This is a genomic window from Mesoterricola silvestris (genome assembly GCF_030295405.1).
Classification (GTDB): domain Bacteria; phylum Acidobacteriota; class Holophagae; order Holophagales; family Holophagaceae; genus Mesoterricola; species Mesoterricola silvestris.
In genome coordinates this window covers 1,229,220-1,256,053 of sequence record NZ_AP027080.1, presented here as the reverse complement: position 1 = coordinate 1,256,053, position 26,834 = coordinate 1,229,220, and the positions used below count along the sequence as shown (strand labels likewise).

At 68.9% G+C, this 26,834-nt stretch carries 22 protein-coding genes and 2 tRNA genes; 10 read left to right on the top strand and 14 right to left on the bottom strand.

Going from position 1 to position 26,834, the window contains the following annotated elements; genetic code table 11:
* The first annotated feature begins 110 nt into the window (after nt 1-110).
* On the top strand, nt 111-464 hold the full coding sequence (locus tag R2J76_RS05245) for a CidA/LrgA family protein (protein WP_316414753.1): 354 nt from the start codon (nt 111-113) through the stop codon (nt 462-464).
* The gene (locus tag R2J76_RS05240; protein ID WP_316414752.1) at nt 451-1,158 is read left to right on the top strand and encodes an LrgB family protein; all 708 of its coding nucleotides are present in this window, start codon (nt 451-453) and stop codon (nt 1,156-1,158) included. The genes R2J76_RS05245 and R2J76_RS05240 overlap by 14 nt, the downstream gene beginning before the upstream one ends.
* A 40-nt stretch (nt 1,159-1,198) precedes the next feature.
* On the opposite strand, the gene R2J76_RS05235 is transcribed toward R2J76_RS05240, so the two are convergent.
* From R2J76_RS05235 to R2J76_RS05215, 5 genes are all read right to left on the bottom strand, one after another.
* A tRNA-Glu gene (locus R2J76_RS05235) sits at nt 1,199-1,273 on the bottom strand.
* A 50-nt stretch (nt 1,274-1,323) separates the two neighbouring features.
* Nucleotides 1,324-1,400 (bottom strand) — tRNA-Lys (locus tag R2J76_RS05230).
* Nucleotides 1,401-1,515: 115 nt separating this feature from the next.
* Complete coding sequence (locus tag R2J76_RS05225) at nt 1,516-3,582, bottom strand: S46 family peptidase (protein WP_316414751.1); 2,067 nt, start codon at nt 3,580-3,582, stop codon at nt 1,516-1,518.
* A 13-nt stretch (nt 3,583-3,595) separates the two neighbouring features.
* Complete coding sequence (locus R2J76_RS05220) at nt 3,596-5,614, bottom strand: S46 family peptidase (RefSeq protein WP_316414750.1); 2,019 nt, start codon at nt 5,612-5,614, stop codon at nt 3,596-3,598.
* A gap of 527 nt (nt 5,615-6,141) precedes the next feature.
* Nucleotides 6,142-7,566, bottom strand: a complete 1,425-nt coding sequence (locus R2J76_RS05215) for a HAMP domain-containing sensor histidine kinase (RefSeq protein WP_316414749.1) — start codon at nt 7,564-7,566, stop codon at nt 6,142-6,144.
* Between the two features lie 107 nt (nt 7,567-7,673).
* On the opposite strand from R2J76_RS05215, the gene R2J76_RS05210 reads away from it, so the two are divergent.
* The 3 genes from R2J76_RS05210 to R2J76_RS05200 are packed head-to-tail and all read left to right on the top strand — an operon-like array spanning nt 7,674 to nt 10,237.
* Nucleotides 7,674-8,885, top strand: a complete 1,212-nt coding sequence (locus R2J76_RS05210) for a sensor histidine kinase (RefSeq protein ID WP_316414748.1) — start codon at nt 7,674-7,676, stop codon at nt 8,883-8,885.
* A gap of 9 nt (nt 8,886-8,894) precedes the next feature.
* A complete protein-coding gene (locus R2J76_RS05205; protein ID WP_316414747.1) occupies nt 8,895-9,500 on the top strand; it encodes an RNA polymerase sigma factor in 606 nt (201 codons plus the stop codon).
* Entirely contained in the window at nt 9,497-10,237 is a 741-nt protein-coding gene (locus R2J76_RS05200; RefSeq protein ID WP_316414746.1) for a cupin domain-containing protein, read from the top strand. The genes R2J76_RS05205 and R2J76_RS05200 overlap by 4 nt, the downstream gene beginning before the upstream one ends.
* Before the next feature lie 244 nt (nt 10,238-10,481).
* On the opposite strand, the gene mtnA is transcribed toward R2J76_RS05200, so the two are convergent.
* From mtnA to R2J76_RS05185, 3 genes are read right to left on the bottom strand one after another with little or no spacing between them, the layout of a single operon-like run.
* A complete protein-coding gene (mtnA, locus tag R2J76_RS05195; protein ID WP_316414745.1) occupies nt 10,482-11,513 on the bottom strand; it encodes an S-methyl-5-thioribose-1-phosphate isomerase in 1,032 nt (343 codons plus the stop codon).
* Complete coding sequence (locus R2J76_RS05190) at nt 11,510-12,154, bottom strand: class II aldolase/adducin family protein (RefSeq protein ID WP_316414744.1); 645 nt, start codon at nt 12,152-12,154, stop codon at nt 11,510-11,512. The genes mtnA and R2J76_RS05190 overlap by 4 nt, the downstream gene beginning before the upstream one ends.
* Before the next feature lie 9 nt (nt 12,155-12,163).
* Nucleotides 12,164-13,018 carry a hypothetical protein gene (locus R2J76_RS05185; protein ID WP_316414743.1) on the bottom strand — a complete coding sequence of 285 codons (855 nt, stop codon included), beginning with the start codon at nt 13,016-13,018 and terminating at the stop codon, nt 12,164-12,166.
* An 84-nt stretch (nt 13,019-13,102) separates the two neighbouring features.
* Here R2J76_RS05185 and hrcA point away from each other — a divergent pair, with 84 nt between their 5' ends.
* From hrcA to R2J76_RS05160, 5 genes are read left to right on the top strand one after another with little or no spacing between them, the layout of a single operon-like run.
* Nucleotides 13,103-14,161: a heat-inducible transcriptional repressor HrcA gene (gene hrcA / locus R2J76_RS05180; RefSeq protein WP_316414742.1), complete on the top strand. Its 1,059-nt coding sequence runs from the start codon at nt 13,103-13,105 to the stop codon at nt 14,159-14,161.
* A gap of 35 nt (nt 14,162-14,196) precedes the next feature.
* Nucleotides 14,197-14,898: a nucleotide exchange factor GrpE gene (locus R2J76_RS05175; RefSeq protein WP_316414741.1), complete on the top strand. Its 702-nt coding sequence runs from the start codon at nt 14,197-14,199 to the stop codon at nt 14,896-14,898.
* Between the two features lie 39 nt (nt 14,899-14,937).
* Nucleotides 14,938-16,803, top strand: a complete 1,866-nt coding sequence (gene dnaK, locus R2J76_RS05170) for a molecular chaperone DnaK (RefSeq protein WP_316414740.1) — start codon at nt 14,938-14,940, stop codon at nt 16,801-16,803.
* A 12-nt stretch (nt 16,804-16,815) separates the two neighbouring features.
* Nucleotides 16,816-17,973 (top strand): molecular chaperone DnaJ, encoded by a 1,158-nt coding sequence (dnaJ, locus tag R2J76_RS05165; RefSeq protein ID WP_316414739.1) that lies wholly within the window; start codon nt 16,816-16,818, stop codon nt 17,971-17,973.
* Nucleotides 17,974-17,996: 23 nt separating this feature from the next.
* On the top strand, nt 17,997-18,800 hold the full coding sequence (locus R2J76_RS05160; RefSeq protein WP_316414738.1) for an alpha/beta hydrolase family protein: 804 nt from the start codon (nt 17,997-17,999) through the stop codon (nt 18,798-18,800).
* A 238-nt stretch (nt 18,801-19,038) separates the two neighbouring features.
* Here the strand turns inward: R2J76_RS05160 and R2J76_RS05155 are convergent, their stop codons facing one another.
* The 6 genes from R2J76_RS05155 to hpdC form a co-directional block, all read right to left on the bottom strand.
* Complete coding sequence (locus R2J76_RS05155) at nt 19,039-20,625, bottom strand: methyl-accepting chemotaxis protein (protein ID WP_316414737.1); 1,587 nt, start codon at nt 20,623-20,625, stop codon at nt 19,039-19,041.
* Nucleotides 20,626-20,649: 24 nt separating this feature from the next.
* Entirely contained in the window at nt 20,650-22,608 is a 1,959-nt protein-coding gene (locus R2J76_RS05150; RefSeq protein ID WP_316414736.1) for a sigma-54 interaction domain-containing protein, read from the bottom strand.
* A 65-nt stretch (nt 22,609-22,673) separates the two neighbouring features.
* Entirely contained in the window at nt 22,674-24,005 is a 1,332-nt protein-coding gene (locus R2J76_RS05145; RefSeq protein WP_316414735.1) for an alginate export family protein, read from the bottom strand.
* Between the two features lie 29 nt (nt 24,006-24,034).
* A complete protein-coding gene (locus tag R2J76_RS05140; protein ID WP_316414734.1) occupies nt 24,035-24,985 on the bottom strand; it encodes a glycyl-radical enzyme activating protein in 951 nt (316 codons plus the stop codon).
* 39 nt (nt 24,986-25,024) lie between these two features.
* The gene (locus R2J76_RS05135; protein WP_316414733.1) at nt 25,025-26,443 is read right to left on the bottom strand and encodes an MFS transporter; all 1,419 of its coding nucleotides are present in this window, start codon (nt 26,441-26,443) and stop codon (nt 25,025-25,027) included.
* A 118-nt stretch (nt 26,444-26,561) separates the two neighbouring features.
* Nucleotides 26,562-26,834 carry a 4-hydroxyphenylacetate decarboxylase small subunit gene (gene hpdC, locus R2J76_RS05130; protein WP_316414732.1) on the bottom strand — a complete coding sequence of 91 codons (273 nt, stop codon included), beginning with the start codon at nt 26,832-26,834 and terminating at the stop codon, nt 26,562-26,564.

The following is a 26,834-nucleotide window of genomic DNA, read 5'->3' as shown; positions in this document are numbered from 1 at the left end:
TGAACATGTCCTGGGTCCACCCCCGCCAAGCATCCCCCCACCGTCCCCGTGCGGCCAACGCCTCGCGGCGTCCGCGCTGGTTCCGGCTGGTCCGGACAAGGGTGCTCCAGGTGGCCGCCCTGATCGGGTTCTGGAGGGTTGGCGAGTGGATCGTCAAGCGAACGGGCGCCCCCATCCCTGGGGCGATCCTGGGGTTGTTCATCGTGCTCGCCCTGCTCCTCAGCGGCCTGTTGCCGGTACGGACCATCCAACTTGGCTCCAAATGGCTCATGAGCGAAATGCTTCTGTTCTTCCTGCCACCCATGCTGGCGCTCCTCAACTACCCCCAGTTCTTAGGCGTTCTTGGGTTGAAGCTGTTGCTCGCGATTGCCCTGGGCATCCTGGTCGTGATGGTCACCACGGCCTTTACCATCGAATTCTGCGTCTGGGCCGGCCGGTCAAGGAGGGCCCATGCCAGCAAATGACGCGTGGATCACGGCGGGCCTTTGGCTCGCGGCCACGATCGCGATGTATGCCGTGGGAAAACGCGTCCACCGCCGCTTCGGCGCCTGGTGGACCTCTCCCTTGATCCTCGCTCCAGCGGTGCTCCTTGGGGTCGCCCTCCTGCTCCACGTTGGCTATGGGGATTACATCCGCGGGCCGCGCCTGCTGGTTGGGCTGTTGGCGCCGGCGACGATCGCGTTCGCCGTGCCCATCTACCGCTGCCGGGCGCTCATCGCCCGGCATTGGCTGCTCCTCCTGGTGGGTGTCCTGGCCGGCAGTACGGCTTCCATGCTCTCCTCCTGGGTCCTTTCCGGCTGGCTGGGGCTTTCCGGGCCGGTCCGGCTCAGCCTGCTGCCCCGGTCCATGAGCACGCCCTTCGCCATGACCGTTTCCAGCGGCCTCGGCGGGGTGCCGGCCCTAACCGCGGTCTTCGTGCTCATCACCGGGGTGATGGGCGCCTCCCTGGGCGAGTTGCTCCTCAATGTGCTGCCCATCCGCAGCAACCTCGCGCGAGGCGCGCTGTTCGGCCTCGGCGCCCATGGCGTAGGCACGGCCCGGGCCCTGCAGCTCGATTCCGAAATGGGCTCCATCGCCGGTCTTGTGATGGTCTGCGTGGGCCTCATCAATGTCCTTGCCGCCCCAGGCATCGCGCATTGGCTGACCCGAATAACCTGAGCAGAAACAAGAACACCCTTGATTTCTCAAGGGTGTTTGCTGGTAGGGCCAACGGGATTCGAACCCGTGTTATCGCCGTGAAAGGGCGACGTCCTAACCCCTAGACGATGGCCCCCTGGGTTGGACTGCTGTGGATCTGCTGGTTTTCAAGGACTTCGTGGAGAGTGGTGAGCCCAGCCGGACTCGAACCGGCGACAATCTCCTTAAAAGGGAGGTGCTCTAACCAGCTGAGCTATGGGCCCATGCCGCTGCCGGCGAAAGATCAGTTTGCCTTTGAATGGGCGGAAGGTCAAGGGTTGGTTGCCGACGGCGAGGGGCCCCGGAAAGGGATCCGGGGCCCCTCGGACAGCGGGTCGGCTACTTGCCGAGGATCTCGTGGACGATGGGCTTGTCGGCGTAGACCTTGTCCAGGGACTCCAGGATGGCGCGGGCGTCCACGGCGATGCCGCGGTTGACCTTGCCGTCGTAGAAGAAGTGGCCGGGGAGGCTCTCGATGTTGCCGTCGAAGATCAGGCCGATGAGGTCGCCCTTGCGGTCGATGACGGGGGAGCCGGAGTTGCCGCCGATGATGTCCACGGCGTGGGCGAAGACGAAGGGGGTGTCGGGGTTCACCTTGGAGCGGTTCTCGATCCAGCGCTTGGGCAGGCTCCAGGCGCCGTTCTCGGCCTCGGGGCCCCAGGCCGCGGCGCGGTCGTAGAGGCCGCCCAGGGTGGTGAAGGGCTGGATGTGGGTGCCGTTGGCGGGGTACGAGGCCACGGGGCCGTAGGTCATGCGCAGGGTGAAGGTGGCGTCGGGGTAGACGCTCTTGCCGTAGGCCTTGAAGCGGGCCTTGGCGATGCGGCCGCCGTGCTCGGCCAGGACGGAGGTGACCTGGTCCTCCAGCTTGCGGCGGAACTCGCGGTTGGGGCCGTCGATCTTCCGGGCCAGGACGATCATGGGGTCCTGGCTGGCGTCGATGGCCTTCTTGCCGCCTTCCACCAGGGCCTTGCGCACGGCGGGGTCGTTCAGGCGGGAGCCGTCCACGGCGGCCTTGGCGAATTCGGCGGGGGTGCGTCCCCCCAGGATGGAGGCCACCAGCGGGGTGCCGGCGGATTCCGTGAGGCCGAAGGTGAACATGGCGGTCTCGAGGGCGGGGTAGAAGGGACGGTTCACCAGGAGGCGCTTGCGCACGCCCTCCAGGCGCGTGTCGCGGTACTCCTCCAGGCGCTGATCGGAGGGCTTGGCGGATTCCTCGGCCAGGCGCACCAGGGTGAGCGCGTGGCCCAGGAGGGCGCTTTCATAGGCGGCGCCGGAGCGGGCGTTGAGGGCCTGGCTCTCCTGGAAGAGGGCCTTCTGCACCTCCAGGGCCTTCTCGATGGCGTCCCAGCTCCCGGCCGCGTCGGAGTCGCGGTCGGCGGCCACCTTGGCCTTGAGGGTCGCCTCGGCCTTGGCGATCCGGGCCATGGCCTCCTGGTCCTTGAGGCCGGCGAGGTAGCCGTTCATGGCCTTGATGCCGTTCTCCAGGCCGAAGATGGTGGAGCCCACCTGGCGCTTGTTCTCGGGGGAGAGCTTGGCGTAGTCCAGGAGCGCCTGGCGCTGGCGCTCCATGCCCTTGATCCGCATGGGCAGGCTGAACCCGCCGGCGAAGGCCATCTGGGCGGAGGTGCCCAGGCGCTCGGTGCTGCCGGGGTGGCCCACCACGAAGGTGAGGTCGCCGTTCTTAACGCCGGTCTTCGTCCAGTTCAGGTGGTGGGCGGGGTGGTAGGGCTTGCCGTCCTCGTAGACGCGGAAGAGGGTGAAGTCGAGGTTGTGCCGGGGGTAGGTGAAGTTGTCGGAATCCCCGCCGAAGAACGCGATCTGCTGCTCGGGGGCCATGACGAGGCGGACGTCGGTGTGCTTCTTGTACTGGTACATCCAGTACTCGCCGCCCGCGTAAAGGGTCACGGCCTCGGCGGTGAGGCCGGTGCGGTCCTGGATCTCCTTGGTGATCTTCCCCAGCTCGTCCTTGCGGGCCTTGAGGGCCTCCTTGTCGTCGGAGCCGGGCTTGACGGCCTTGTTGACGCGGTCGGTGACGTTCTCCATGGCCATGAGGGTGTAGAGCTCGAGGCCGGGGACCTTCAGCTCCTCGCCGCGGGTGGCGGCGATGAAGCCGTCGCGGATGTAGTCGTGCTCCTTGCTGGAAAGCTGCTGCACGGAGCCGCGGCCCACGTGGTGGTTGGTGAGCACGAGGCCGTCGGCGCTGATGAAGGAGCCGCTGCCTCCGGGAAAGCGCAGGGAGGAGAGCCGCACGTGGTCCAGCCAGGCCTGGTCGGGGGTGAAGTTGTAGTCGGCCTTGAGCTTCTGCACGGGCAGATTGTCGAAGGTCCACATGCCCTCGTCGGCGCGGAGGCCGGGGGCGCAGGCCAGGATGGCTGCCAGGGGCAGGAGGAGGGATCGCGTCTTCATGGGGGCTCCAGGGTTACTTGGACTTGATTTCGGTGGCCAGGTGGTTGGCGTCGTAGACCTTGGACAGCGCTTCGAGGATCGCCGAGGCATCCACGGAAACGGCGCGGTTCACGCGGGGGTCGAAGAAGAACCGCCCGGCGTTGGATTCGATGTTGCCGTCGAAGACCAGGCCCACCACGCGGCCCTGGCGGTCCACCATGGGCGAGCCGGAATTGCCGCCGATGATGTCGTTGGTGGTGATGAAGTCGAAGTGGGTGCTCATGTCCAGCTTGCCCCGGGCCTTGACCCAGCGCTCCGGGAGCTCCCAGGAATGGTTCTCGGCGTCGGGGCCCCAGGCGTCGGCGCGGTCGTAGAGCCCGCCGAAGGTGGTGAAGGGCTGGGCCAGGGTGCCGTTGGCGGGGTAGGTCTCCACGGCGCCGTAGGACAGGCGCAGGGTGAAGGTGGCGTCGGGATACACGGACCGGCCCTTCACCTGGAAGCGGGCCCGGGCGATGCGGGCGCCCTGCTCGGCGATGACGGCCTCGGTCTCCTCGCGCACCTTGCGCAGGGACTCCTGGATGCCGAAGAGCCTGCGGCCCAGGACCACCAGGGGATCCGTGGAGCCCTTCACGCCGGCCTCCGCGGCCTTGGCCCGGGCGGCGGGATCCAGGAGCCGGGTGCCGTCGAAGAGGGCCTGGGTGGCGGCCTCGGGGCTGCGGCCGTCCAGGAGCGCCTTCACGAAGGGATGGTCGGGACCCAGGTCCTCCAGGGCGCCCTTGGCGGCGGCCAGGAAGGTCTCGCGCTCCAGGCCGGGGTTCGTCAGGCGGCGTCCGCCCAGGGCGGCCCTGCGGGCCTCGAGCTCCTTGTCGGTGCGGTACCCCGCGCCCCGCTGGGCGGCGGGGAGGGCCAGCTGCTCCTCCAGGCGGAGCAGGCCGTGCACGTAGCCCAGCAGGCTCCCGCCGGAGGCCGCGGATTCCCGGGCCACGGCGCTGCGCCGGGCCATGGCCTCGGCCACCAGGTCCCAGCTCCGGCCCGTGGAGGCCTGCAGGGCCGGATCCTTGGCCACGGCCTCCCGCAGCTCCTTCTCGGCGGCGGCCACCGCGGCCATGGCGTCCTTGTCCTTGAGGCCCAGGGTCTCGTTCACGAAGACCTTGTAGGAGTTCTCCAGCCCCATGAGCGTGCCCGAGACGATGCGGGCGTTCTCGGCGCCCCGGGCCGCGAAGGCGTGGAGGGCCTTGCGGGTGCGGTCCAGGGTCCGGATGCGCGCGGGGTTCAGGGCGTCCCGGTACGCCTCCATCTGGGCCAGGGTCTCCAGGCGGGAGGTGTGGCCGGGGTGGCCCACCACCAGGGTGAGGTCGCCGTACTTCGGCCCCGAGGGCGCGAAGGCCAGGTGGTGGGGCGGCACGTAGGGCTTGCCGTCCTCGTAGACGCGGAAGAGGCTGAAATCCAGGTCGTGGCGGGGGAAGGAGAAGTTGTCCCAGTCCATGCCGAAGGCCGCGATGGCGTACTCCGGCGCCATGACCAGGCGCACGTCCTTGTGGATCTTGTAGGAATAGAGCCAGGACTCGCCGCCCTGGTAGAGGGAGACGGGCTCGCAGCGCAGGCCGGTGCGGGCCCCGGATTCCCGGGCGAGGCGCGCCAGGGCCTCCCGGGGGTCCCCGGCGGCCTTGGCCACCTGGGCCGTGACGTTCTCCATGGCCATGAGGGTGGCCAGCTCCAGCCCGGGAACCTTGATCTCGGCCTGCCGGTCCTTGGCCACGAAGCCGTTCTTGACGTAGTCGTGGGCGGCGTCGGAGACCCGCTCGATCCAGCCGTGGCCCACGTGGTGATTGGTGAGGACCAGGCCGTCCCCGCTGATGAAGGAGCCTGTCCCCCCGGGGAAGCGCACCGTGGCCAGGCGCACATGGTCGAGCCAGGCCGCGTCCGGCGTGAAATCGTACTTCGCCTTCATGCGCGCGGCCGGAAGGTTGTCGAAGGTCCACATCCCCTCGTCCGCATGGAGCCCCGTGAGGGCGACAAGGGTGAAGGCGATGCCGAGGGCGCTGCGTTTCATGCCAGTCTCCAAAGATGCCTCAGTTTACGAGGCCCGGATTCCTCGGACAAGCGGGGTTTTGGGGAGGTTGGGTAGGCGCCCGTGTCCCGGACCTTCGACCCGGGTACTCGGCCGGACAAGCCGGCCTCGTTGGGTTGCGAAGCGGACGATGGGGCTGGGTTTCACCTTCCGGCTTCGTTGGGGGGCTCGGGTGGGTCGGACCTGGGGCCTTCCGGGGGGGCCTAGGGTGTGGGGGGCTCGCTGCGAGTGGGGGGCGTGGCGTAGGGGGCGCGCCGACGTTGAATGGCCGATCAGCGTCGGCGGCTTCCGGCGGCGGTCCGCCGCACGCGAAGCGGATCCAACAGGGCATTGGAAGCCGCGCACCTGCCTGGGGCTGGCCGGGGGGCCCCCGCGATCCGGCTCCGGAACGCCCAGCGAAGGAAAGGGGCGCAGCACAGCCCGCGCGTCCCTTCCACACCCCCCGTCATCGCCGGCTTGTCCGGCGATGACGACCCGGGGCGAAGGTCCGGGACCCGTACCTTCGACACCTAGGCGATGGGCAGCGTGAGGGTCATGGTCGTCCCCTTGCCCTCTCCCTCGCTCGCCAAGGCGATGGTGCCGTTCATCATTTCCATGAGGTGTTTGCAGATGACCAGGCCCAGGCCGGTGCCGCCGTACTCCCGGGAGTGGCCGCCGTCGGCCTGGACGAATTTCTGGAAGAGGCGGGTCTGGGCCTCCCGGGAGACGCCGATGCCGGTGTCGGCCACGCACAGGGCGATCTCGCCGATGCCCCGCTCCACGGCCACGGTGACGGCGCCCTCCTTGGTGAACTTCAGGGCGTTGGAGAGGAGGTTGATGAGCACCTGCTTCAGGCGCCCGGAGTCCGCCAGCACCTCGGGCATGGCCTCCAGGCCCTCGGGCCAGACCAGCTCCACCCCGGGGCTGCGGGGGTAGGCCTGGACGATGGTCCTCACCTCGTCCATGAGGCCCGCCAGGGCGCAGGGATCGATGCGGATCTGCATGCGGCCGCTCTCGATCTTGGCCAGGTCCAGGATGTCGTTGAGGAGGTCCAGGAGGTGCTTGCCGGAATTGTAGCTGTCGGCCAGCATCCGGTTCATCTCCTCCTCGTCGTCGTAGAGGCCGTCCATGACCAGGCGCGTGAAGCCCATGATGCCCGTGAGCGGCGTGCGCAGCTCGTGGCTGGTGAGGGCCAGGAACTCGCTGCGGAAGCGGTCCGCCTCCCGCAGGGCGGCGTTGGCCTTCTCCAGTTCCCCGGTCTGGCGCCGCAGGGTGTCCCGCTGGTTCCCGAGGTCCCGGAAAAGCCAGGCGTTGTAGATGCTGGAGGCCACCTGGCGCTGGAGGATGGTGAGGGAGTTCTGGTCCTCCTCCAGGGTCCGGCCCGCGTCCAGGCCGATGACGGCGAAGCCCATGAGCAGGAGCTGGTTCTCGAAGGGCACGTAGTAGAGGGCGGTGTCCTCCGTGGGCCGGAGGGGATCCAGATAGCCCTTGTGCACCGACGGGTCCAGCCACTGGTCCTGGAACAGCACCATGGGGGCGTTGGGGAAGGGATTGGGGGCGGGAAGGCGCAGGCGGGCCCCCACGGCCCGGGGCAGGCCGTGGGCGCTGCGGGGCTCGTAGCAGGCCCCGCTGTCCTCCAGCATCCACACGATGCAGGTGCGGGCCCCGAATTCCTGGACGAAGACGTCCTGCACCACGCTGGCCACCTGGGCGGCCTTGGGGGTGGCGGCCAGGATCTCGGCCACGTGCTGGAGCACGCCCATCTGGTGGGTCCTGCGGGCGAGCTTGGTCTTGAGCTCGGCAACCTCCTGGGTGAGCGTGGACACCAGGCGCTGGCCGTGGAGGAGTTCCACCAGCAGTTCGTTGTTCGCGCCCGGATTCAGGCCCGCGGGAACCGGACCGGCGGGGGCCGGGCGGTTGGGGGAGGATCCCGGCTTGAAGGGGTTGACGGGCAAGGAAGTCATTCGATTTAAAGGATGCCCGTCCGGGGCCGCATTGCAAGACCCCTTGTGGATTTCCCGCCGGAGGCCTCAGACTGTTTTTTCAACATGCTAAGCAATGGATGAAAGCGGCCCACCTCAAACCTCCCGCCACCGAGCGCCTCATTTTCTGGAGCGTCGCCTTCATTCTGCTCAGTCAGATGGCCTGGTGGATCAGCCTCCAGATCCGGGAATCCCGGAATCTGCAGAACGCCCGCATCGCCACCATGAGGGCGGGCCGGGCCGAGGCCTGGCAGATGGACAGCGTCGAGATCCTGCGCATCGTGTTCCAGGGCGACCCGGGCACGGCCAAGCCGGGCACGGTGGAGGCCAGGCTCCCCCAGTTCCCGCCCCTGGCCACCCGCAAGGCCGCCATCGAGGGACGCTTCCCCTACGTGGCGGTGGTGCCGGGCCCCGTGGAGCCGGACGATCCCATGCTCCTGGACCAGTCCGCCTTCCTGACCCTGCGGGTGGAGATCCTGGGGGCCATGGAACGGGAACGGACCCTGGCCCTGTGGAGGGCCGCCGGGGAGGCCGCGGTCATGGTGCTGGCCGTGCTCCTGGGCCTCAGCTACATCTACCGCAAGCTCAATTCCGAGATGGAGCTGATGCTCCGCCAGCGCAATTTCATCGCCTCGGTCACCCACGAGCTCAAGACGCCCATCGCCAGCCTGCGGGTGTGGATCGAGACCCTCTACACCCGGGAGCTGGGGCCGGAGCGCCGGGCGCGGATCCAGAAGCTCATGGACGGGGACCTGGTGCGCCTCACGGAGCTGGTGGGCAACCTGCTGGAGGTGGCCCGGGCCGACGCGGGCAGCCTCGACCTGAAGTTCGAACCCACGGAAGTGGCCCCGTGGCTGCGGGAGGTGGTCGAGTCCATGGACCACCGGCTGGGCACGGGTTCCCTGGGCCTGAACCTCCAGCTGGGAATCGGCATTCATGCGGACATGGACCGCAGGGCCATGGGCCAGGTCATGGACAACCTCCTCTCCAACGCCTTCAAGTACGCCCCGGAGCCCCGCTCCACGGAGATCACCCTGGACTCCGACGGGGAATTCGCCATCATCACGGTCACGGACCGCGGGAACGGGATCAGCGCCCGGGAGCTGCCGCGGGTGTTCCAGCGCTTCTACCGGGTGGGGGACGAGATGACCCGCCAGGTGCCCGGCACGGGCCTGGGGCTCTTCCTCTGCTGGGAGATCGTCACCCTGCACCAGGGCCATATCAAGGCGACGAGCCCGGGACCGGGCCTGGGCGCCACCTTCACGATCCGCATCCCCCTTTCGCCGCGCTAGGTTGCCTGGATGAACCCTCCCATCGAAAGCCAGCTCATCACCAGCGCCCAGGAGGGCGACGGCGAAGCCTTCAGCGCCCTGGTGCGGCCCTACCTGGGCCTCTTCTACGCCGGGATCCACCGGATCCTCCAGGACACCCTGGACACCCAGGACGCCCTGCAGGAGGCCCTGATCAGCATCCACACGGAGCTGGGCCGCTTCCAGGGGAAGAGCAAGTTCTCCACCTGGGCCTACCGCATCTGCATAAATGAAGCACTAATGTTACGCAGATCACGGATCCGCCGCCGCGAGGACGCCATTGAAGATTTCTTGCCACGTTTCGCCCCTGACGGGCATCTGATGAATACGGATAGGATGCGGGACTGGAGCCAGGACGCCATGGCCCTGGTGTCCGTGGAGCGGGACCAGATGCGGGCCAAGATCCGCGAAGGCCTCAACCAGCTTTCCGACGACCAGAGGGCGGTTTTCATTCTGAGGGACCTGGAAGGTATGAATACGGACGAAGTGGCCTCCAAGCTCGGCATCAGCCGGGGGCTGGTGCGGCAGCGCCTGCACCGGGCCCGCCTGGGCCTGAGGGGCTTCCTGGACGCGTTCATGACGGGGAGGCGGGGATGACTCTGTTCCTGACGTGCGAAGCTTCCAACGCCCTGCTCTCGGACTTCGTGGACGGGACGCTCTCCCTCTGGCAGACCTTCCTGGTGCGGCTCCACCTGCTCTTCTGCCCCTCCTGCCGGGCCATCCTGGCCACCCTGCGGGCCCTGCCGGCCCTGGTGGACGGCCTGGAGCCCCCCGCCCCCGAAGCCGCCGAGGCCGCCCTGGACGGGGCCCTGGCCGCCCTGGGCAGCGCCAGGCCCCGCGGGTGGCCCGCCACCCCCGTGCCCGCCGAGGCCCGGGACCTGCTGGAGGCCGGCCCCGACCTGCCCCTGGCCATCCTCGCCGAGGCCCACCACACCGTGGCCAGCGCCCGGGGACCCCAGCCCGGCCCCTACCACCTGCCCCCGGACATCCTCCACCGCCTCCCCCCCGAGGACCAGTGGCGCTGGGTGGACGGCGCCCAGGGCCGGCGCCGGGCGGAGCTGCTCAAGGACCCCCAGCGGGACCTGAGCCTCGTCCTGGCCTACTCCCCCACCGGCGCCCGGGCCGAGGCCCACCGGCACCTGGGTTCGGAAAGCATCCTGGTGCTGGCCGGCCGCATGGACGACCAGGGCCAGTCCCTGGCCGTGGGCGACTGGGTGCACCACGCCCCGGGTTCGGTGCACGCCCCCGAGATCCGGGACGAGGACTGCTGGTGCCTGATCCGCGAGGAGGGCGGCACGGAGGCCACGGGACCCCTGGGGTGGTTCCGGTCTTAGGATGTGCGGGATGAACCAAGGCGCCTTGAAACCGTGACGAAGGGGTTGTTCCAGGAAGGGCGGATCCCGATTCATCCCCTCCATCGGCGTTCATCCCGGGTTCCGCAGGGCCGGAGCTGGGATGGGTCGGCGCATGCGGATCAGTGGCGCGCCGCCCCATCTCGTCGCTGGCCCTGCGGGAACAGGGATGAAACCGGATGAACAGGATGAAGGGGATCAGCGGTCGAAAACGGACCGTTCACGGTTAGGGGGTGGGTCGGAGACGTGGGCGAGAGAGGATCCCGGAAGCCAGTTCCGCGGCCGTGAACACGCCCCGGTCCGTCACCAGGCTCGTCACCAGGTGCGCGGGGGTCACGTCGAAGGAGGGGTTGAAGGCGGGGGTTCCGGCGGCGGCCCAGGTGCCGCGCACCTCGGCGGGGTCCCGCTGCTCGATGGGGATGGCGTCGCCCCCGGGGCAGGCCAGGTCCACGGTGGACCAGGGGGCCACGGGGTGGAAGGGGACGCCGTGGTGGCGGCACTGCACGGCCAGGCCGTAGGTGCCCACCTTGTTCGCGAAATCGCCGTTGGCCGCCACCCGGTCGGCGCCCAGGAGCACCCGCTGCACCCGGCCCTCCCGCAGGAGGATGGCCGCCATGCTGTCGGTGAGGAGGGTGTGGGGAATGCCCAGGCGGGCCAGCTCCCAGGCCGTGAGGCGGGCCCCCTGGAGGAGGGGGCGGGTCTCGTCCACGAACACGTGGGTGACCCTGCCGGCCTCGAAGCCCCGGCGGATGAGGCCCAGGGCGGTGCCGATGCCGGCGGTGGCCAGGCCCCCGGAGTTGCAGTGGGTGAGCACCGCCTCCCCCTCCCCGAAGAGCCCCAGGCCCTGGCGGGCCATGGCCTCGCACAGGGCCACGTCCTCCACGAAGATGGCCTCGGCCTCGGCGATGAGTTCGGCCATCACCACGTCGTCCTTGCAGCGGCCCCCGTCCAGGATGGCCCCCATGCGGTCCATGGCCCACATGAGGTTCACGGCCGTGGGGCGGGCCCGGCGCAGGTGGGCCGCGGCCAGGCGCAGCTCGGCGGGACCGGCGCCGTCCTGGGCGAAGGTGGCCAGGCTGAGGGCCGCGGCCACGCCGATGAGGGGCGCGCCCCGCACCGCCAGGCGCCGGATGTGCAGGACCATGGCGTCGGGGTCGGGCACCTCCAGCCATTCCTCCCTATGGGGAAGGAGCGTCTGGTCGAGGATCCGGAGGCGGCGGCCGTCGTGGCGCAGGGCGAGGGAATCGGCGGTCTTCACAGGAGCTTCCTTCCGGTTTTCAGGCGGGCCTGGCGCAGGGCCTCCACTTCGGCGTCCGGCAGGGGCCGGGCGCCGCCCAGGTCCAGGGCGGTCTTGAGGATCTGGCACACGTGCTCCAGGCGCTCCATGCCGTTGTAGGCCTCCTCCAGGCTCTCGCCCCAGGCCAGGGCGCCGTGGCGGGCCAGGACCATGAGCCGATGGGCCGGGAGGAAGGGGGCCAGGACCTCGCCCATGGCGGCGGTGCCGGGCCGGGCGTAGGGCACGAAGGGGATGCTCCCCGCGGCCAGGATCACCTCCGGCAGGGCCTCCGAGGGCAGGCAGGCCCATTCCGGGTGGGCCAGGCTGAAGGCGATGGCCGTGGGGGGATGGGCGTGCACCACGGCCCGGGCCTCGGGGCAGGCCCGGTACACGGCCAGGTGCATGAGGCGCTCCGTGCTGGGCCGGCCCGAAACGACCCGGCCGTCCCGGGCCAGGTAGGCCAGGTCGGCGGGGGCCATGCGGGCCTTGGCCACCCCCGAGGGGGTGATGGCGATGCGCCCGTCATCCAGCAGGACGCTGACGTTGCCGTCGGCCGCGGCCAGGAGGTTGCGCGCGTGGAGCCGACGGCAGACGTCGCAGAGGTTGGCGAGGAGCTTGAACATGCCTCCAGTCTATTTCAGGACCACCCGTTCCGGCTCGCTCAGGGTGAAGACCACCGGCTTGGAGGCGGGAATGCGGATGACGGTGGAGGCGGTGCCCGCGGCGGCGGCGGTGCCGGCGGCGGCCCCGATGGCCGCGCCGCCCAGGGCGTGGTCGCCCCGGTTGTCCTTGCTGGAGAGGATGCCCACCAGGGCGCCCAGGGCGGCGGTGCCGCCGATGAACTTGGCGTTGCGCTCGCCGCGCTTGTCGCCCACCACCACGTAGGTGCCGGCCTCCACGTCGTTCCGGCCCACGGTGGACAGGCGGATGCCCAGCCCGCCCTGCCCGCTCTGGAGCCGGCCGGCCGGGGTGCTCTGGGCCACCACGCCCTTGACGGGGGTGCCCTTGGCCCAGGCGACCTTGCCGCCCACCGTCACGTCCTCGGCCAGGGTGCCCTCCCAGGCGTCGCCCGCCTGGTCCTTTTCGGTGTCCAGCTCCCGGGAGAGGGCCACGGCCACCTGGGTCTGGGCCGGCACCTCCAGGATCACGGTGCGGGCGGCCTCGGCCTTGGGGGCGGCGGCGATGGCCTGGACGTCCTGGTGGGCCTGGCTGGCGCTCCTCTTGGCATCGGCCAGGCGGCGGTCCAGGGCCTTGAGCTGGGCCTTGGACATGTGCTGGACGGTGTCCGCGTCGCCGGCGCCAGACTGCTTGCCAGCCTTGATATCGGCAATCTCCTTTTCCAGGGTGGCGACCCGGTCGTCGGCGGCCTTGGCGGCGGCCTGGGCCTGCACTTCGGCCTCGGTGGGCTTGCGGTCGCAGGAGACCTGCCCGCAGGCGAGGAGGACGGCGAGGATCGCGGCCGACGGAAGGGTTGGGGCAAACGTCATGGGGGACCTCCGGGAAAGGGCTGAAAATGAAGTATAGTTGGGTCACGCGCGGCGTGGACCGCCCGCGAAAGGGAATTTCCGACCTTGGCGCTCAACCTCTCTCCTCGCAGCGAATCCGTCCTCAAGGCCCTCATCGAAACCTACCTGGTGGAAGGGGAGCCCGTGGGGTCGCGCCTCCTGTCCAAACGCATCCCGGGCGCCTTTTCCTCCGCCACCATCCGCAACGTCCTGGCGGACCTGGAGGACGAGGGCCTCCTGTACCAGCCCCACACCTCCGCGGGCCGGGTGCCCACGGAAAAGGCCTACCGCTACTATGTGGACCACTTCGTCCAGCCCATCCGCCCCGACCCCATCCTGGGCCCCCAGCTCACCGAGGCCATCGGGGGGGTGGAGGGGCAGGCCGGGGACGCCCAGTGGCTGCGCAACGCCAGCCGGGTGCTCAGCGAGGCCATGAAGGGCATCTGCATCGCCCTGCCCCTGCACCTCACCCGCAGCCGCATGGTGCGCCTGGAGTTCGTCCCCCTGGGCCCCGAGAAGCCCCCCGCCCGCATCGTGGCGGTGTGGGTGGGCACCGGCGGCGAGGTGGAACACCAGATCATGGAGAACCGCTGGGGGTTCCCCGCATCGAAGTTGGTGGAACTTGGGAACTTCGCCACCATCCATTTCGCCGGTTGCTCCCTCCCCGAAATGCGGGACCGCCTCATCACCGATCTGGAGGGCCAGGCCTCCGACGCCCGGGAACTGAGCCGGCGCCTCTCGGAAGTGGCCGCCCGCATGACCCAGCCCACGGATTCGCCCCTGGTGGTCGCCGGCCTGGGCGAGATGGGGCGCTGCCCGGAATTCCTGGATCCCTCCCGCTTCCGGAACCTGGTGGAGGCCTTCGAGCAGCACGAGCGCCTGGCCCACCTCCTCAACGCCTTCGCCGTGGCGGCCACCTCGGAGGTGCAGCTGCTCCTGGGATCCGAGAACCCCTTCTTCCAGGAGATGCCCCTGGCCACCGCCCTGCGCACCGTCACCGTCAACCGGGGCGCCGAAGTGACCTTCGCCCTGGTGGGTCCCCTCCGCCTGGACTACCGGAAGGTGGCGGGCAGCCTGGCGTGGTGGTCCGACGAAATCCAGCGGCGGAAACCCACATCCGTTTGACGCATTTCCCCTAACATTTCATTATCGAGTACTCAATGACCGAAAAAATCCAACCTCCCATCCCGGACTTCCCCGCCGATTCCCAGCCGCCGGAAAACGACCTGACCGTCGATCTGACCCTCGAGGAATTTGGCGAGGGGGCCGACCTGCAGGCCCTCGCGGACGAGATCGGCGACTACGAGCCACCCGCGGCCGCGGCGGACCCGGCAACGGCCGGCATGAGCCGGGAGGACCTGGAAAGCGAACTGGCCAAGGCCCGGGCCCGGCTGGAGGCCCTGGAGAAGGCCGAATCGGATCACAAGGACAAGCACCACCGCCTCATGGCGGATTTCACCAACCACCGGAACCGCGTGGGCCGCGAGACCCAGCTGGCGGTGACCCTGGCCGAGCGCAAGGTGCTCCTGGAGCTCCTGCCCGTGCTGGACAGCTTCGAACGGTGCATCAACGCCACCTACACCAGCCTGGAGGATTTCCACGGCGGCGTGGTGCTGATCCAGCGCCAGATGCAGGAGGCCCTGCGCAAGGCGGGGGTGGAGCCCCTGGCCCTGAACGTGGGCGACCCCTTCGACGCCCAGCACGCCGAGGCCCTCACCACCACCAGCCAGGCCAATCTCCCCGACGGGTCCGTGGCCGCCGTCTACGAGCGCGGCTACTTCCTGCGGGACCAGCTGCTGCGCCCGGCCCGGGTCATCGTCAACAACCACCCGGAAGGGGAGCCCTCCCAGGCCCCCGCCTGAATCCATTAATGCCCACACCGCCCTCAGGGGAGTAACGCAATGGCCGGCAAGCTCATCGGAATCGATCTGGGGACCACCAACAGCTGCGCGTGCGTCATGGAGGGCGGGGAGCGCCGCGTCATCCCCAACCGGGAGGGAAGCCGCACCACGCCGTCGGTGGTGGCCTTCACCGACAAGGGCGACGTGCTGGTGGGCCACATCGCCAAGCGCCAGGCCGTCACCAACCCCCAGCGGACCCTGTTCGCCGTCAAGCGCCTCATCGGCCAGAAGTTCGGCTCCGAACAGGTGCAGGAAGCCATGACCAAGCTGCCCTTCCCCGTGGTCAAGTCCCCCAACGGCGACGCCTGGCTGGGGGTGGGCGACCGCGGGTACGCCCCCCCCGAGATCTCGGCCATCATCCTCAAGGCCCTGAAGGCCTCCGCGGAGGCCTTCCTGCACGAGGAGGTGTCCGACGCCGTCATCACCGTCCCGGCCTACTTCGACGACGCCCAGCGCCAGGCCACCAAGGATGCCGGGCGCATCGCGGGCCTGAACGTCCAGCGCATCATCAACGAGCCCACCGCCGCGGCCCTGGCCTACGGCCTGGACAAGAAGGGCCTCAAGAAGACCCTGGCCATCTACGACTTCGGCGGCGGCACCTTCGACTTCACCATCATGGAGATGAACGACGGGGTCTTCGAGGTGCTGGCCACCGCCGGCGACACCTTCCTGGGGGGCGAGGACTTCGACCAGGCCATCCTCATGTGGCTGGTGGAGCACTTCCGGGACGCCACGGGCATCGACCTCACCAAGGACCGCATGGCCCTCCAGCGCCTCAAGGAGGCCTCCGAGAAGGCCAAGTGCGAGCTCTCCACCCTGGACCGGGTGGAAGTGCGCCTGCCCTTCATCGCCCAGGGCCCCACCGGCCCCCAGCACCTGGAGTCCACCCTCACCCGGGAGGACCTGGAGAACATGGTGGCCGACCTGGTGGCCCGCACCATGGTCCCCGTGCAGGACGCCCTGAAGCAGGCCCGCAAAACGGCCATGGACGTGGACGAGGTGATCCTCGTGGGCGGCCAGACCCGCATGCCCCTGGTGCAGCAGGTGGTGAAGGACTTCTTCGGCCGCGAGCCCAACCGGGACATCAACCCCGACGAGGTGGTGGCCGCCGGGGCCTCCATCCAGGGCGCCGTGCTCACCGGCGAGGTCACCGACCTGGTGCTCCTGGACGTCACGCCCCTCTCCCTGGGCATCGAGACCCAGGGCGGCGGCTACGTGAAGATCATCCAGCGCAACACCACCGTCCCCACCCGGGACAGCCGCACCTTCACCACCGTCACCGACAACCAGAGCCGGGTGGAGGTGCACGTCCTCCAGGGCGAGCGCGAACTGGCCGAGCTCAACAAGAGCCTGGGCCGCTTCGACCTCATCAACCTTCCCCCCCTGCCCAAGGGCGTGCCCCAGATCGAGGTGGCCTTCGAGATCGATTCCAACGGCATCGTGAAGGTCTCGGCCAAGGACCTGCTCACGGGCCTGGAGCAGAGCATGAGCATGCGGCCCTCCTCGGGCCTGTCCGAACTGGAGATCCAGGCCATGCTCCGGGAGGCCCAGAACAACCAGGAGGCCGACGCCAGGCGCCGGGACGAACTCAAGTACATCGCCTCCGCCGAGGGCCTCCTCTTCTCCTGCGACCGCAGCTTCACCGAATGCGGGAAGTTCCTGGCCCTGGAGGAGCAGACCATGGTGCGCGACACCCTGAACGCGGTGCGCATGGCCGTGGCCAACAAGGACATGGCCGCGGTGAAGGCCTCCGAGGAGGAGCTCCTGGAGGTCCAGAAGCTGCTCACCAACGCCGTCCTCGTGGCCAGCGAGTCCATGATGAACGCCCTGGACGGCGAGGATGGAGCGGAAAACCGCCCCAGGTGATATTCTGATCGGATGAAGCGTGACTACTACGAAGTACTGGGCGTAGGCAAGGAAGCCACCCTCGACGAGATCAAGAAAGCCTACCGAAGGCTGGCCATGCAGTTCCACCCGGACCAGAACCCCGGGAACAAGGAAGCCGAAGAGAAGTTCAAGGAGGCCGCCGAGGCCTACTCGATTCTCTCCGATCCCGCGAAGCGCCAGCATTTCGACCAGTTCGGCTTCGCCTCCCAGGGGGGCCAGGGCCAGAACTTCCAGTTCGATCCCAACCAGTTCGCCGGGTTCGAGGATCTGCTGGGGTCCTTCTTCGGGGGGGGCGGCGGCGGGATCTTCGCGGACCTCTTCGGGGGCGGCGGCCGCCGGCGCTCCGGGGGCGGGGAACGGGGGTCCGACCTCCAGTACAACATGCGCATCTCCTTCAAGGACTCCATCTTCGGGGTGGAGGACAAGGAGATCGAGATCCCGAGGCAGGACGCCTGCGACACCTGCAAGGGGTCCGGCTGCGCCGCGGGCACCAGCGCCCAGGTCTGCCCCAACTGCCGGGGCAATGGCCAGGTGGCGGTGCGCCAGGGCTTCCTGCAGATGGCCGTCACCTGCCCCCGCTGCGAGGGCCGGGGCCAGATCATCCCCAGCCCCTGCCCCTCCTGCCGGGGCGCGGGCCGCGTGAACCGCCGCACCAAGGTCCGCTTCAAGATCCCCGCGGGCGTGGACCAGGGCCAGCGCCTGCGCCTCCAGGGCGAAGGGGAGGCCGGCACCGGCGGCGGCGGGGCCGGGGACCTGTTCATCCTCTTCGACATCGAGAACGACCCCGCCTACGAGCGGGACGGCTTCGACCTGCACCGCAAGCAGGAGGTGTCCTGGCCCCTCCTGGTGCTGGGCGGCAACCTCCCGGCGGAGACCCCCTACGGCACCGAGACCGTGAAGATCGCCAAGGGCACCCCCGCGGACAAGGTCATCAAGGTCCCCAACGCCGGCGTCCCGCGCCTGCGGTCCCAGGGCCGGGGCGACCTGTTCCTGCACCTGCGGGTGGCCGTGCCCACCCGGCTCGGGGCGCAGGAGGAGGCCCTGGTGCGCCAGCTCCTGGAGCCCGGCGTGGACGGCCAGCCCGCGGAGGAAGGCTTCCTGGCCAAGGTCTTCGGATCCGACAAGGGCAAGAAGAAGAAGAAACGGTAACACCCTCCCAGAAAGGAGCTCCTATGCGAATCGGCCTCCTCCTGTCCCTCCCCGCCGTGCTCGCCGCGGCCCAGCCCGCGGTGCGGGAGATGAGCCTCGTCACCCCCGACGGGTTCACCGTGAAGGGCACCCTCACGGTGCCGGCCCAGGCCGGGCGGCGCCCCGTGGTGATCCTGGCCCACCAGTTCGGCTACGACCGCACCGGCTGGAAGCCCCTCGCCGAGGACCTGAACGCCCGGGGCATCGCCACCCTGGCCCTGGACCTGCGCGGCCATGGCCAGAGCACCCGCAAGGGCGACGCCACCGTTGCCGTCACCACCGACTTCGCGGCCTCCTCCGCCGCCGTGCGTTTCGACCTCATCCCCGGCGACCTGGCCCAGGCCGCCCAGTGGGTCCGCAAGCAGCCCCGCATCGACGGCCGCCGCGTGGGCCTGGCGGGCGCCAGCATCGGCGCCTACTCCGCCCTGGTGGCCGCCCCCGGCGTCCGGCCCGTGGCCGTGCTGGCCCTGAGCCCCGGCGGCGGCTGGGGCGAGAAGCCCGAGGCGCGCATGGTCCGCGCCGTGGAGCAGGCCAAGGCCTCGGTCTTCGTCGCCGCGGCCGAGGGGGATCCCATCGCCCTGGCCAACGCCCAGGCCCTCAAGGGCGTCTTCGGCGTCTACGCCCGCATCCGCCCCGGCAAGGAGCACGGCTTCGCGTACCTGCCGGAGCTCACGGAAACCCTGGGCGGCTGGTTCGGCGAAGTCCTGGGCCGGCACCCGGTGGCCGTCCCGTCCAAAGCCGCCCCCCTGCAAGTCCCCGCGGAAGACCCCAAAGCCCAGCCCCAGTAACGAATATTGTTCATAACCACGTGCCGCCTACCTTGGGGGCATGTTCATCCCCTTCATCCTGTTCATCCTTTTTTCATCCCTGTTCCCGCAGGGCCAGAGCTGGGATGGGTCGGCGCATGCAGATCAACAGCGCGCCGCCCCATCTCATCGCTGGCCCTGCGGGAACAGGGATGAATCGGATGGACAGGATGAAGGGGATCAGCCGTCGAACTCAGCCCGTTCTCAGCTGAGGAGCTCCTCAAGCGAACTTGAACCGGATGAGCCGCTGGCGGAGATCCTGTGCCACGGCGGAGAGGTCCTCGATGGTGCGCCCCGTCTCCTCCAGGCTGGAGACCAGCTGCACCGTGGCGGTGGCGGTGCGCTCCGTGATGCCCAGGGTGGAGGCCATGCCGTTGAGGATGGCCTGGCTCTCGGCGGAGCGGGCCTTGAGCACGTGCACGGCGCCCATGGCGGAATCCGCCTGCTCCTTCAGGTTGCCTTCGATCGTCCCCAGGCTTTCGCTCACCCGGCGCACCGCCTGGGACCCCACCTCCACCCGCTCCCCGCTTTCCGTGATGAGGCCGTGGATCTCCTTGGCGGCGGTGGCGCTGCGTTCGGCCAGCTTGCGGATCTCCTCGGCCACCACGGCGAAGCCCTTGCCCTGCTGGCCCGCCTTGGCGGCCTCGATGGCGGCGTTGAGGGACAGGAGGTTGGTCTGGCGGGCGATGTCGGAAATGACGCCGTTGATGCGGCCCACCTTCTCGGAGCTGTCCAGGATCTCCCGCATGGCCTCCACGGAGGCGTCCACTTCCCCCAGGCCCCGGGCGCTGGCCTCCAGGGACGTGGAGGCCAGGGTGCTGGCGGAAAGGGCCACGCCCTGCACTTCGGCCAGGGAGGCCGCCAGGGCCCGCACGGCGGTGGTGGACTGGTCCACCTCCTCCCGCTGGCGTTCCGCCCCCTGGCTGATCTCGGTGGTGGCCGAGGCCAGCTGGGTGGCGGTGGTGGACAGCTCCAGGGCCCCCGAGGCGGAGCGGTCGGTGATGACCGCGATGGCCTGGAGATCCTCCCGCAGCTGGCGGAGGGCCTCCCCCAGGCTCCGGGCGATGAAGGCCAGTTCGTCCCGGCCCCGCACCTGGGGAACCCGGGTGAGGTCCCCGGTGCGCAGGGCGTCCATGGCCTCGCCGATGTCCTTGGCCGCGCGTTCCACCCGGTGGCTCAGGGTCAGGGTGATGAGCACGCCCAGCACCAGGGCCAGCACCACGGCGCCGGCGACGATGGCCTTCTGGGTGGCGGCGTAGGCCGTGTCGCGCACCACGATGTCCTGGGCCTTGCGCCGCTGGTCCTCCTGGAGGGTCTCCAGCTGGGTGCGGGCCTCGGCCAGTTCCGCCGAACCGATGTCCATGAGCACGGGCAGCCGGGAGAGATCCCGCCGGGCTTCGGCGAAGGCCCCCGCGAAACCGCTGCGGTAGGTGCCCAGGAGGCCCACCAGGCGGCGCACCTTGGCCTGGTCGGATGCGCCCCAGGCCTGGGCCTCCAGATCCGCCAGTTCCTGGACGAAGCGGGCGTCGACCTTCTCGGCCATGCCCGCGAGCTTCGCGGTGTGGTCGGGGAACCTGGCGGCGCCCAGCATGGCCACGTGCAGCACCCGGAGCCTGTTGGCGTCGCCGATGGCGGCGGTGATGCGGGAGGCCTTGTCCAGGCTGTCGGAAAGGACCACCTGGCTCTGGTGGAGCTGGGCCAGGCTGCGCCAGGCCAGCGCCGCCACCGACACCAGGAGGATGGCCTGGGTGGCCAGGATCAGGATGAATTTTGAGCGAAGCCGAAGGCCATCCAGGAATGAGGACACGAGGTTTCTCCAGATTGTTCAGGTTCAGGAAATGTCGTACTGGTGCATCTTCCGGTAGAGCAGCGGGCGGGAAATCCCCAGGAGCTTGGCGGCCTGGGCCTTGTTGTTGTTGGTGCGGGCCAGGGCGAAGCCGATGGCGCGGCGCTCGGCCTTCTCCACCACCTCGTCCAGGGGGCAGTCCTCGTTCTCGCACACGTGGCCGGCGCTGGATCCCACGCCCTGGAGGATCATGCGCACCTGGTCCTCGCTGATGAGGTTGTCCCGCACGATGGTGAAGGTGCGTTCCAGGACGTTGTGCAGTTCCCGGATGTTGCCGGGCCAGGGGTAGTCCTGGAGAAGGTGCTTGGCGCCTTCGGTGAGGAACTTGGTGGTGATGCCGTGGGTCTTCTGCAGGTCGGCCCAGAAGAGCTTGGCCAGGGCCTTCACGTCCCCCGGGCGGTCCCGCAGGGGCGGGATGACGATGGGGATGACGTTGAGCCGGAAGAAGAGGTCCCGGCGGAACTTCTTCTGCTCGACCATGGCCCACAGGTCCTGGTTGGTGGCGGCGATGACCCGGATATCCACGGGCATGGTGCCTTCGCCCCCCACCCTGTCGATCTCCCGTTCCTGGAGCACGCGCAGGAGCTTGGCCTGGGCGGAAAGGGGCATGTCGCCGATCTCGTCCAGGAAGATGGTGCCGGTGTTGGCCAGCTCGAACTTGCCGGCCCTGCCGCCCTTCCTGGCGCCCGTGAATGCGCCGTCCTCGTAGCCGAAGAGCTCGCTTTCGATGAGGGACTCGGTGATGGCCGAGCAGTTGACCCGCACGAAGGGCCTGCTGTACCGGGGGCTGAGGTTGTGGATGGCGTGGGCGTACACCTCCTTGCCCACCCCGCTCTCCCCCAGGAGGAGGATGGTGGAGGCGGTGGGGGCGCCCATCATGGCGCGCTCCTTGGCCAGGAGGCTGGATTCGCAGGTGGCGACGATGTCCTCGAAGGAGAACCGGGTGTCGGCGTGGGCCTTGCCCTTGCTCTTGCGCAGGGCCTCCAGCTCCATCTGGAGCCGCTTGGCCTTGAGGGCCAGGCGCTGGATCTCCTGGAAGTCCTGGAAGACGATCCTGCCCACGGCTCCCAGGCACTTGCCGTCCTTGAAGATGGGGATGCGGCTCACCACGTACTCGTGGCCGCCGATGGTCTGGATCTCGTCCACCTCGGAAACGCCCGTCTGCGCCACGATGTGCATGCGGGTGTTGTCGATGACCTCGGTGACGGGGTGGCCCTCGGACTGCTCGCGGGTGAGGTGGTGGATCCTCAGAAAGCTCTCGTTCACCAGGGTGATGACGCCCCGGGTGTCCACCACCTGGAGGCCCTCCACGGTGTTGAGCACCCGCTTGAGGACGTCCACTTCGTCCAGCGCCTCCTGGTAGCCCTTGCTGAGCTGGGAAGTGAGCTCGAAGAGCACCAGGGCCCCGATGCCGTCCAGGGCCGGCCGGACCCGCAGGACCATGAAGGCGCGCTGCTGGTTCTGGACGAACCAGAAGGACACGGCCCCGTTGTCCGCGTCCCGGCCCACGGGGTGGCCCGGGAGGAGGTCCGGGATGGTGACGGAGGGTCCCGGGAACAGGCCCGGGAAGGCGCCGCGCAGGGACGCGTTGGCGAAGAGCACGCGTTCGGCGCCGTCGGTGAGCGCCACCATGGGCTTTTCCGTCCCCGAAAGCATGGAGTGGAGCACTTCCCGCCAGAGGCTTCCCGCCTGGGCCGGGGGCTCCTCCCCGGGGGCTTCCAGATGCCCGCCGACGGCTTCGCCGGGACCGCAGGCGAGGCCCTGGCGGACGCGGAGGAGATGGGCCATGAGATCGAAGGTCCCGCAGGGGCCCCCGTCGCTCCCGGCCACCGTCACCGACGTCCTGCCGTTCACCAGCAGGAGCTCGATGACCTCGTCCATGGCGCAATCACAGGACACCATGGGAAAGCACGCCGCTTTCCCATGGGGGGAGTGGATGGGCATGGGATCCATTATCCCAGTCCGTCCACCCCCCTTCAAGGAACACCTGCCCGTGGCGGGAACCATCCTCAGATCCGCGCCTTGAACGTGTAGGTCACTTCCATGCGGAAGAAGTAGCCCGGATCCTGGGCGCCGTAGAAGCTGCCCGGCGTCAGGCGTTCGTAGAGCACGTGGCCCTTGAAGCTTTCGTTCACCTTGAGGTCGGCCCGCAGCTGCGCGAGGCCGCCCCGGTCCTTGCCGGAGCCGAACTGGCCGGCCACGGCCGCGGGGGCCTCCATGGCGGACATCTTGTAGTAGGTGGCCCGCAGATCGAAATTGCGGACGGGCGTCACGCGCACCTCCGCCTCGAACATGCCGGTGTTGGTCCAGTAGCCCACGCCCTTCTCGGCGGGCTGGGAATAGATGTAGAGCTCGCTCCACTTGGGCCAGCGGCTGAAGAGGGGGTCCCAGCCGCCGATCCTGTTGGAATGGGGATCGGTGCCGGAAAGGACGGTGTAGCCCAGGGACACCCGGGGCTTCCAGGAGGCCTCGAAGGCCTTCTTCACCCGGGCGTAGCCGCCGTAGGCGCCGATGTCCTTGGAGCCGACGTTCTGGGCGGGGTTGGCGGCCTGGGTCCCGAACTGGTAGGCCAGCTCGGCGTTGGCCGACCAGCCGCCGCCGAAGCCGCGGTCCACGCGCCCGCCCACGGTGCCCAGGTGCCGGTCGGGCTGGAACATGGCGTTGGCGCGGGCCCGGTAGTCGTTGGTCTCGGTCTTGTACACGGCGTAGGCGTCGATCGTCGAGTCCTTGATCTCCTTGCCCGTGTAGTACAGGGCCAGGGCCTGCTCGTCCCACTCGGTGAGCCGCTGGACCAGGTTCAGGTCGTTGGGATCGTTGAGGCGGGGGAGGTACTTGTCCTGGCGGGGATTGGAGATGGCGATGAATTCGAGCTTCGAGGCCGTGCCCAGGTTCCGCGTGAGATCGATGGCGTTCATGTAGGCGCAGCGGGAGCCGTCCAGGGCGCTGCCGTCCATGAACACGAAGCCCTCGCCCCGCATGATGTCCTGGCGCCCCACCTTCACGGCCCAGCCCGGGCTGAAGCGCCAGTTCACGGACAGGGTCTCGAAGAAGATCTGGCGGCCGTTGTAGGCCACGTCGGGCCGCACCACCTTGCGGTTCTCCTGGGCGATGCCCGCCGCCAGCTCCAGGTCCTTGCCGATGTTGTACTGGGCCCAGAGGCGGGTCCGCATGCGGTAGTGGAGGTGGCCGTCGTTGATCCGGTCGCTGTGGTCCGTGATGTTGTTCCATTCCTCGGACCTCACGCGCTCCTCGAAGCCCAGGTCCAGGGTGTTGGGGGCCTGGGCCGACAGCGCGAGGGTGGCCGACAGAGCGGTCACAAAGGTCCTGCATGACATTCGCATGTTCACTCCAATGGATTCGGGGGGACGGCTCAGAAGGGGGTCTCCCAGCCGGTGTAGCAGGTGATGCCCTCTTCCCTCACCCACTGGGCGAGGGGCGCCAGTTCCTCGCGGGGCATCCCGGGCACGTCCTTGAAGGCGTACTCCCGTCCCACCTGGCGCCACTTGGATTCGCTCAGGCGGTGGAAGGGGAGGAGGTTGATCACCTCCAGCCCGCAATCCTTGACGAACCGGGCGGTGGCGCGGATATTGGCCTCCGAATCGTTCCAGCCCGGGATCACGGGGATGCGCACCACCACGAAGCAGTCCAGGTCGGAGGCGCCCAGGAGCCGGAGGTTCTTCAGGGTGAGGGCGTTGTCGGCGCCCGTCTTCGCCTTGTGGGCGGCGGGGTCCATGTTCTTGATGTCCACGAAGATCCAGTTGAGCAGGGACGCGGCTTCCATGAAGTAGTCCGAGGGCAGGCTGGCCGTGGTCTCGATGCACGTGTTGATGCGGATCTCCCGGCAGCGCCGGAGCAGGGGGAGCATGAAGTTGCGCTGGAGGAGGGGTTCCCCCCCCGAGAAGGTCATGCCCCCGCCCGAACCCCAGAACTGCCGGTCCCGCTGGGCGATGGTGATGATCTGCTCCACGGTGTAGAGCTTGCCGCTCAGGACATTGCCCTCGTGGTAGCAGGTGCTGACGCATTCGTAGGTCGTGCAGGTCTCGCAGAGGCTCCGGTCGAAGACCTCCAGGCCGTCGGCCCCCAGGGAGATGGCTCCCCGGGGGCAGGCCTCCATGCACTTGCCGCAGTGGCCGCACCGCTGTTCGCGGTGCATGACCACGGGCTTTCTGTGAAGTCCTTCGGGATTGCAGCACCATTCGCAGGCGAAGGGACATCCATTGAGGAACACGGTGGTGCGCGTTCCGGGACCGTCGTGCACCGAGTGGGCCTGGATATCGAAGATGAGCCCGGTGGGCGTGGACGGATCGTGCTGGGTGTTCACCTTGCCTCCTTGCGGCGCGGAATCATGGGATTGGCTGGCTCACTTGCGGTTCTCGGCCCGCAGGGGCAGCGTGGACGCCAGGAGGATGGAGACGGCGAAGGCGCAAAGGGCGAACCAGATGGAGTACGTGTACTTGCCGGAGAAGTCCTTCAGCCAGCCGCCGATGTACGAACCCAGGAAGGGCCCGATGCCCATGACGATCATGGTGGCCAGGCCCCAGATCTTGCCCAGGGTCTTGCGGCCGTAGATGGCGCCGGTGTAGCCCACCACGCCGCCGGGGACGATGGCCCAGTAGATGGCGAAGATGACGCAGGCGATGTAGGCGAAGATGTCGCCCGAGGGGCTCGCCAGGAGCAGGAGGCAGGCGATGACGCCCGTGGCGGGGCCCACGAGGAGCATGATCTTGCGGCCCTTGGCCTCCAGGCCCACCTTCTGCACCACCAGGTCGGCCACCTTGCCCATGATGGGCATGGAGAAGATGCCCACCAGCCCGATGAGGGCGTAGATGTTGGTGGCCTTCTTGAGGTTGTAGCCCACGTCCTGGGTCCAGTAGCTGACGACCTGGGTCCAGATGAGGAATTCGCCCATCATGCTGGTGAGGAAGGTGAGGATGCCTCCCCAGATGGCGTACTTGGAGAAGGCCTCGCCGACGGTCCAGTCCACTTCCGCCGCGGCGGCGATGCCGGGGGCGGCGGGGATGGCGCCGAAGGGCTTCAGGCCGTACCGCTCAGGGGACTGCTTGGCCACGAGGACGGCCACCACCAGGGCGATGAGGACGATGACGCCCAGGATGGTCATCTGGTACCGCCAGGCATGCTCGAGGCCCTGGAGGGCGCTCTTCACGTCGGGCAGGGCCAGGACGGCGGGATCCTTGAGCTTGGCCGCGACGGCCAGGGCCATCTGCTTGGGGGCCAGGGCCGCGCCGCCTTCCACCAGGGGCCGGATGGCCCCGTCCAGCTTGGCCTGGCTGGCGGAGAGGGTGGGCTTGACCACCTGGGCCAGCACGAACTGGGCCATGGGCCCGCCGGCGAAGGCGAAGCCCCACATGGTGGCGTACGACTTCCCGATGTACCACTTTCGCACCGAGACGGTGGAGGTGACCCACAGCATGCCGGTGGCGATGCCGCCCAGCAGGCCGAAGGTGAACAGGTAGGCCAGGTGGGAATCGATGCGGGCCGTGAGGACGAAGCCCAGGGCGCCGAACACGGCGGCCACGGCATACACGGGCTTGGTGCCCCACTTGTCCAGGATCATGCCGCTGAAGTAGGCGGCCACGGCGTACACGACCATCATGAGCGAGTAGCCCAGGGTCACTTCCGCGGTGGTCCAGCCCAGGGTCACGGCCATGGGGCCCTTGAGGATGGCGAAGGTGGCGCGGTACCCGAACAGGCAGAACACGGCCAGCCAGGATGCGAACACCACGGACCATCCGTAGAATCGTGCGTTCTTCTCTTCCATATGGATTGCTCCCAAATGTGACGCATTTGATGTCGATTTTACCCCCTTCCGCAGACCTTCCCGGCGCCCGCGGGGTTTCCGCGGAGGCCAGGAAGGGGCTGGGTGGGGGCGCCTGGGATCAGTGGCCCTGGTACATCTCGCAGGTCGTGGCGACCATGTCAGGATAGGCGAAGAACTTGGGATCGGCCTTGGAGGCGCCGCAGACGCCCATTTCGAGCGCGCCCTTGGTGGCGGAGAACTGCTTGCAGCCCGAGCACTTGCGCAGGGGTGCGCAGTCCTCGCACTGCTCGGTGTCGGCCAGCACGATGTTCTTCGTCAGGTGGCAGATGCCCTTCGACACGTCGATGGCGGCGAAGTTCTGGCAGTCGCGGTGGTTGAGTTTGGTCGTCAT

Coding starts and splice junctions, on each gene's coding strand:
- R2J76_RS05175 (WP_316414741.1), top strand. CDS start 14,197: ATGACCGAAAAAATCCAACCTCCCATCCCGGACTTCCCCGCCGATTCC.
- hpdC (WP_316414732.1), bottom strand. CDS start 26,834: ATGACGACCAAACTCAACCACCGCGACTGCCAGAACTTCGCCGCCATC.
- R2J76_RS05205 (WP_316414747.1), top strand. CDS start 8,895: ATGAACCCTCCCATCGAAAGCCAGCTCATCACCAGCGCCCAGGAGGGC.
- R2J76_RS05240 (WP_316414752.1), top strand. CDS start 451: ATGCCAGCAAATGACGCGTGGATCACGGCGGGCCTTTGGCTCGCGGCC.
- R2J76_RS05135 (WP_316414733.1), bottom strand. CDS start 26,443: ATGGAAGAGAAGAACGCACGATTCTACGGATGGTCCGTGGTGTTCGCA.
- R2J76_RS05200 (WP_316414746.1), top strand. CDS start 9,497: ATGACTCTGTTCCTGACGTGCGAAGCTTCCAACGCCCTGCTCTCGGAC.
- dnaJ (WP_316414739.1), top strand. CDS start 16,816: ATGAAGCGTGACTACTACGAAGTACTGGGCGTAGGCAAGGAAGCCACC.
- R2J76_RS05160 (WP_316414738.1), top strand. CDS start 17,997: ATGCGAATCGGCCTCCTCCTGTCCCTCCCCGCCGTGCTCGCCGCGGCC.
- R2J76_RS05150 (WP_316414736.1), bottom strand. CDS start 22,608: ATGCCCATCCACTCCCCCCATGGGAAAGCGGCGTGCTTTCCCATGGTG.
- R2J76_RS05185 (WP_316414743.1), bottom strand. CDS start 13,018: ATGACGTTTGCCCCAACCCTTCCGTCGGCCGCGATCCTCGCCGTCCTC.
- dnaK (WP_316414740.1), top strand. CDS start 14,938: ATGGCCGGCAAGCTCATCGGAATCGATCTGGGGACCACCAACAGCTGC.
- R2J76_RS05220 (WP_316414750.1), bottom strand. CDS start 5,614: ATGAAACGCAGCGCCCTCGGCATCGCCTTCACCCTTGTCGCCCTCACG.
- R2J76_RS05145 (WP_316414735.1), bottom strand. CDS start 24,005: ATGCGAATGTCATGCAGGACCTTTGTGACCGCTCTGTCGGCCACCCTC.
- R2J76_RS05190 (WP_316414744.1), bottom strand. CDS start 12,154: ATGTTCAAGCTCCTCGCCAACCTCTGCGACGTCTGCCGTCGGCTCCAC.
- R2J76_RS05210 (WP_316414748.1), top strand. CDS start 7,674: ATGAAAGCGGCCCACCTCAAACCTCCCGCCACCGAGCGCCTCATTTTC.
- R2J76_RS05225 (WP_316414751.1), bottom strand. CDS start 3,582: ATGAAGACGCGATCCCTCCTCCTGCCCCTGGCAGCCATCCTGGCCTGC.